This window comes from bacterium, assembly GCA_040755795.1.
Lineage (GTDB): Bacteria > UBA9089 > CG2-30-40-21 > CG2-30-40-21 > SBAY01 > JBFLXS01.
This window is the reverse complement of record JBFLXS010000181.1, coordinates 1-7,546: the sequence shown is the minus strand read 5'-3', so window position 1 is coordinate 7,546 and position 7,546 is coordinate 1. Positions and strand designations below refer to the sequence as shown.

The following is a 7,546-nucleotide window of genomic DNA, read 5'->3' as shown; positions in this document are numbered from 1 at the left end:
GTCAATCCGAGTATAGCCACAACGCAGACAGATGGACAAGGTGGCTTTAGTGTTGTCTTTACCGTAGATAAACAGGCAGGATGTGGCACGGTAACGGTTAGTGCCAGAGGCAGTCATTGTGAGGCATATAGTCCGTTTGTGATTTTGCCGAGGATAATTGAGGTTAATCCGTCATCAGGCATAGTTGGGACTTCGGTAACCGTGAGTGGCGATGGATTTGGGGCAAATGAAGTCCTAATCATAGATTTAGGTGTCAATCCGATTATAGCCACAACGCAGACAGATGGACAAGGTGGCTTTAGTGTTGTCTTTACGGTAGATAAACAAGCAGGATGTGGGACGGTAACGGTTAGTGCCAGAGGCAGTCATTGTGAGGCATTTAGTCCGTTTGTGATTTTGCCGAGGATAATTGAGGTTAATCCATCATCAGGCATAGTTGGGACCTCGGTAACCGTGAGTGGCGATGGATTTGGGGCAAATGAAGTCCTAATCATAGATTTAGGTGTCAATCCGAGTATAGCCACAACGCAGACAGATGGACAAGGTGGCTTTAGTGTTGTCTTTACGGTAGATAAACAGGCAGGATGCGGCACAGTAACGGTTAGTGCCAGAGGCACTTGTTGTGAGGCATTTAGTCCGTTTGTGATTTTGCCGAGGATAATTGCGGTTAATCCGTCATCAGGCACAGTTGGAACTTCGGTCACCGTGAGTGGTGATGGATTTGGGGCAAATGAGAAGATAGTCATAGATTTTGGTGTCAATCCAAGTATAGCCACAACGCAGACAGATGGCCAGGGTGGATTTATCGTTGTCTTTACCGTAGATAAGCAGGCGGGATGTGGCACAGTAACGGTTAGTGCCAGAGGCAGTTATTGTGAGGCATTGAGTAAGTTTGTGATTTTGCCGAGGATAATTGCGGTTAATCCGTCATCAGGCACAGTTGGAACTTCGGTCACCGTGAGTGGTGATGGATTTGGGGCAAATGAAGTCCTAATCATAGATTTTGGTGTCAATCCGAGTATAGCCACAACGCAGACAGATGGCCAGGGTGGATTTATCGTTGTCTTTACCGTAGATAAACAGGCAGGATGTGGCACGGTGACGGTTAGTGCCAGAGGCAGTCATTGTGAGGCATATAGTAAGTTTGTGATTTTGCCGAGGATAATTGAGGTTAATCCGTCATCAGGCACTGTTGGAACTTCGGTCACCGTGAGTGGTGATGGATTTGGGGCAAATGAAGTCCTAATCATAGATTTTGGTGTCAATCCGAGTATAGCCACAACGCAGACAGATGGCCAGGGTGGATTTATCGTTGTCTTTACCGTAGATAAGCAGGCGGGATGTGGCACAGTAACGGTTAGTGCCAAAGGCAGTCATTGTCAGGCATTTCGTCCGTTTGTGATTTTGCCAAGGATAATTGAGGTTAATCCGTCATCAGGCACAGTTGGGAGTTCAGTAACCGTGAGTGGCGATGGATTTGGGGCAAATGAAGTCCTAATCATAGATTTTGGTGTCAATCCAAGTATAGCCACAACCCAGACAGATGGCCAGGGTGGATTTATCGTTGTCTTTACCGTAGATAAACAGGCAGGATGCGGCACAGTAACGGTTAGTGCCAGAGGCAGTCATTGTGAGGCATTTAGTCCGTTTGTGATTTTGCCAAGGATAATTGAGGTTAATCCGTCATCAGGCACGATAGGAACCGTGATAACAGTAAGCGGTAATGGTTTTGGAAGTTTTGATTCGATAATAATTGGTTTTGGGACAAATCCAACTATTACAACGACGATAAGTGATAATTTAGGAGTATTCTCTACTTCCTTTACTATTGATACTCAACCCAGTGGGACTACGACTGTTAAGGCTAAAGGGACACATTGTGAGGCAGAAAGTAGTCTTCTGCTTATTGCCTCAGACCTATGGCTAAAGAAATCAAATCCCGCCGGTATTTTACGAAGTGGAACATTGACCTACACTATTTCCTACGGTAATAAAGGCAATTTAGCAATCGGTAGTGTTACTATAACAGATTTGATTGATACCTCACTTGGAACTTTATCACATACTTATCTCTGGTCTAATTTTGGTACTCCCACCATTGTTGATGGTTACTATTTCAGTTGGGATATTGGTACATTGACACCTGGAACAAGTGGGGATTTAATATTCAAGATTATACCTTCAAGACAACTTCCTGCAAGTTCAACTATATACAATACTGCCCAGATTACTACTACACCAGAAGATTTTGATACAACTAATAATATTGCTACCTGTACTACTCATATCCTACTTATTGATTTAGTAATCAGTAAACATGGACCGGCAGAAGTAATTAGTGGCAAAGAACTGACTTATGAAATTAATTATGACAATTGTGGTAATAAAGCAGTTGGAGATGTGGTTATTTGTGATACCTTACCAGGAAGTGTAACATTTGTAAGTAGTTCTGTAACACCAGCTACCTCTACTAATGGAGTTTTAACATGGGAAATAGGAACAGTTACACCATGGAGCCATGGTAGCTTTACCATAACTGTAAAGGTAGATGATTTAGATGGTTCAATGACCTTGACCAATGTAGTGAAGATTATCTCTACCTCTACTGTGGATAATAATCCTGATAATAATCAGGCTACCTGCACAACCCATGTGACAAAACCTATGTTGGATTTATGGATTGAAAAGAAAGGACCACAAGAAATCGTCTCAGGAGACCTTATCACTTATCAAATTAGTTATGATAACTCAGGTAATACCCCTGCGGGTAATGTAATTATTAAAGATGTACTTCCTAAATTTACAAATTATGCAACTAATACTGTTTTAGGCACTCCTACAATTACTTATGGAACACTTACTATTCTTGAATGGAATATAGGTACAGTTTCCCCTGCAAGCTACGGCTACTTTGAATTAACAGTAGAGACAGTAAAAGAAGGTGAAGGGGTGATAACTAATGTAATCGAGATTAGTACTTCAACCCTCGAGAGTAATTTTGCTAATAATCGTGCTACATGGACTACAAAACTTATATCAAAAGAGATTGATTTAGAAATCTACAAGCAATCTGCAAAAGATGAAATACCTGCGGGTGAGGAGATGATGTATTATATTAAATATCGTAATTTGAGCAATATCACTGTTACAGGTGTAATAATTACTGATGTACTTCCTGGTAGTGTAACCTTTGTTTCAAGTATGCCAGTTCCAAGTGGCATTTCAGCACAAAGATTAACATGGAATATTGGAACAATTAGTGCAGGATATGAAGGATATATTGATTTGAAGGTAAAGATAGGAGCGGATATACCTGCTTCTAAGACATTAACTAATGTTGCTACGATTACTTGCGACTACAACGATAGTAATATTACTAACAATCTGGCTACTGCGACTACTCATGTTATAACTCCAATAGCTGATATGGTAGTTAGAAAATATGGAATAATAGAAGTGGCTCCAGGAGAGGAGATGGAATATCAAATATTATATTATAACCAGGGTAATGCAACTGCAAAAGATGTATCTATGCGTGATACCCTACCAGAAGGAGTAACCTATGTTACTGATACAAGCGGTCTTAAGGCTACTGTTACTGGTACAGAGGTTAGCTGGTACATAGGGACAGTACTACCAGGTAGTAGTAGTCAATTTAGTATGACTGTTTTAGTCGCTACTTCTACATTAGGTACTTTGACCAATGTAGTTGAAATTTATCAGAAAGGGACATTGAACAGTCGTGCTACATGGACTACACAGTGTTACTTAGCAGAAGTTGATTTGAGTATATATAAATGTGCATCAGAGGAGGTTAAACCAGGTGAAGAATTGAGTTATTGGATAAATTATGCTAATAATGGAAATGTAGCGGCGGGAAGTGTTAGTATTACTGATACATTACCTGAAGATGTAGAATTTGTAAGCAGTAGTCTGGGGACTCCTACCAATGATAATAACAATTTAACCTGGAATATAGGTACAATTCCACCAGGCTCACATAGCTCTTTTATACTCAATGTAAAGGTAAAAGATAATGTTCCTGGGTCTACTACTTTGATTAATGTAGTTGAAATTGCATTTGTAGGTACTGATACTGATTATACTAATAATCGTGCAACTGTAACTACACATGTAGTTGTCCCAGCAATTGATTTGATGATTCGTAAATTTGCACCTTCTTCTGCAGCTCCTGCTCAGATATTAACTTATGATATTTCATACCGCAATATAGGCAATGCACAGGCTACTAATGTAATTATTACAGATATTTTACCTGAAGGTGTACAATATGCAATGGATACGAGTGGTCTACCAGTAGATATTCAACCAGGAGTAATCACATGGCAGGTAGGGATTTTACCTAAATCATATTTATGGAAATCATTTAAGATGCGTGTTTTGGTAGGAGATTTGCCAGGTTCTACTACACTAACTAATGTGATTAAGATTGATGGCTGGGGTGATGAAATTAATCCTGTAAATAATCAGGCAACGGTGACCACTCATATTACCAGACCTGTCACTGACTTAAAGATTCATAAGAAAGGTAATAAACAGGTTATTGCAGGAGATGAGATAATTTATGATATTGGGTATAGAAATATTGGCAATATCCCGGCACTGGATGTAAAGATTATTGATACCTTGCCTGCAGGGGTAAGTTATGCCACAGATACAAGTGGATTTCCATTGATTATTACAGGAAATAGGCTTACCTGGTTGGTGGGAACATTAGCGAGTGGTGGTGGCGGCAGATTTAGATTAATTGCTGATGTCCGCCCGGAAATACAAGGCTCATCTTCGCTGACTAATTTAATTGAAATTACCTCTATTACCAATGAGGAAAACCTGAGTGATAATCAGAGCACCTGGACAACTCATGTTGTTCCTCCAATAATTGATTTAAGGGTATATAAATGGGGTCCGAAGAAGGTCACCAGCGGTAAAAAAATTAAGTATAGAATTAATTATGGTAATAATGGAAATGTTGAGGTAAAGAATGTCCATCTTATTGATACCTTACCTGAAGGAGTAGATTTTGTTGCGGATGATAGCGGGTTACCATGCACGATTATTGGCAGAGAAGTTAAGTGGGAAATAACAAATTTGCCAAAACATACACATCGGACATTTATATTAATTGGGCGAGTAAGTGGCGTCGCGGCTTCTTCTACTTTATCTAATAAAATTGAGATTACTCTATTACCACAAGATATTAGACCAGAGAATAATTCTTTTATCGTTAGAACACATGTTGTTGACCCACGGGCAGACCTGATTATTCGTAAACAGGGCACTGGAGCAAGACCTGGACATGAAAAGACTTATTATATTACCTACTGGAATGATGGAACAGGTCGTGCCGATAATATCAGAATTGTTGATTATTTACCTCGTGAAGTAATCTATGTCTCCAGCTCTCCTGAAGCCAGTTATGATTCTACAAATCACACGGTCTCGTGGAATATCCCTGCATTAGGACCTGATGATTTTGGTAATTGCCAGATAAAGGTTAATGTCCTGAGGAATCTTGAGCCGGGAACTCAATTACGCAATGAAGTGATAATTACAACAACGACACCTGAAAGTAATTATAAGAATAATAAAGATATCGATACTGAACCAGTAGTGAGTGCGGTTGACCCGAATGATAAATTAGTCAGCCCACAGTGGTATGTTGTTGGTGGTGGTGAATTAAATTATAAGATTAGATTTGAGAATGTGCCTGTAGAATATGGAACACATGCTATAGATATTACCATTACAGATAATCTTGATACAACATTTGACCGGTCAACATTACAATGGGGTGAAATAAGTGTGGGAGAAGGGACATATACCGTAGAAAATTACAATCGTGGCTCACTTACTTATAGTTATGACCAGACAACCGGTTTAATAAGATGGGAATTTAAAGGGATAAACCTTATGCCCAATACTACACCGCCTGTTGGAGAAGGATATGTTAGTTTCAAGGTCAAAGCGACTAATACCCTTTCTTCCGGCACAGAAGTTAGAAATAAAGCCAGTATTATCTTTGATTTTGCTGACCCAGTAGAAACACCGACCTCAACAACAGTAGTTGACCTTGATGTGCCGAGTTCAAAAGTTAATACCTTATCGCCATATCAGACTTCAACAACATTCCTGGTAAGCTGGATTGGACAGGATACAGTGGGCACAATAAGTTACTACACGATTTATGTCTCTGAAAACAATGGGTCGTATACCTGCTGGTTAAATGGAACAAGGGCAGTTTCTGCGGACTTTAAAGGTGTGTATGGCAATAGCTATGCGTTTTATAGTCTTGCCGAGGATACTGTCTGGCAAGTGGAATCACCACCTGCTCAACCAGATGCCCGGACAATTATCTCACCATTATCTTACTTTAGATTTGCAACATTATCTGTTACCTCAATCTATAGTGGTGGAACGGTAGCGGTGACGCTTACCGCTTGTGAGGCTGATGGTACACCAATTGATACCTTCAACGGCACAGTAATATTACAAGATAAGGTTGGTTATCTGCAAGAGGTAATATTTAACGGCACAAGCACGAGAAATGTGGTTGTTACCATACCGCAATCGCCAAATGCTGGAACAGATACGATATTTGCTTACTTTGAGAATCAAATAAGAGGAACAAGTTCATCATTCTTAGTCCTCATAAATAAAGATACCGGTGGGACTGTAACGCTTACCACCGCTATTGGCATAACAAGGGTTGAACTGGGAACATTTACCGAAGATTTTTACATTACCATTAATCCCAGCCCGGCGGGCGTAAATATTCCAGAAAATGGACTTGCCACCTCTATTTGTGAAATTACTATGTATGGCACGGCGGGGAATTTACTCACAGGTAGTTTATCCGTATATCTTGAAATCCCATATTTAGATGCTGACCAGGATGGTGTTGTAGATGGAACAGCAATAGATGAAGATAGTTTGAGGTTACATATCTTCCGCGATAATAACTGGTGGATAACTGATAATTCAGGTGTGGATACTACCCGAAATGTAGTCTATGGCCAGGCTAATTCCCTTGCAATCTTCATTCCTATTGGCACATCTGTTGCTCCGGAGACATTGGGGAAGGTCTCTGTTTATCCTAATCCATTCAAGCCAAATAGCGATTTAGGACATACACACATTACCTTTGGCGCCAAAAATGACTTAACTCGAAGATTGACCAGGTATGCCACGATTAAAATATACGATATATCAGGAGAATTAATCAGAACATTAGAGGTAGTCCCGGGAGATAAGGGACAAAAGATATGGCGTGCAGATAACGATAGCGGTCAGAAGATAGCCAGCGGCATCTACATCTACCTCATTACCAATCCACAAGGGGAAAAATGTATCGGTAAGATGGCGATTATTAGATAAGTAATCTAAGCGTTCAGGTGGTGTAACAAAAGGAGATGTGGAGATTAAGGAGATAGGGAGATATTATTAAAAAAATTGAAATTAATAGAAACTAATACTCGATGTTCAAGTTTTTTAAAGGTATAAAGATTTAACCGCAAAGAGCGCAAAG

At 40.0% G+C, this 7,546-nt stretch carries 1 protein-coding gene; it reads left to right on the top strand.

Annotated features, from left to right (window positions below; genetic code table 11):
* On the top strand, positions 1-7,395 hold a 7,395-nt coding region (locus tag AB1414_11955; protein MEW6608138.1), incomplete at its 5' end, for a hypothetical protein.
* Between the last annotated feature and the right edge of the window lie 151 nt (positions 7,396-7,546).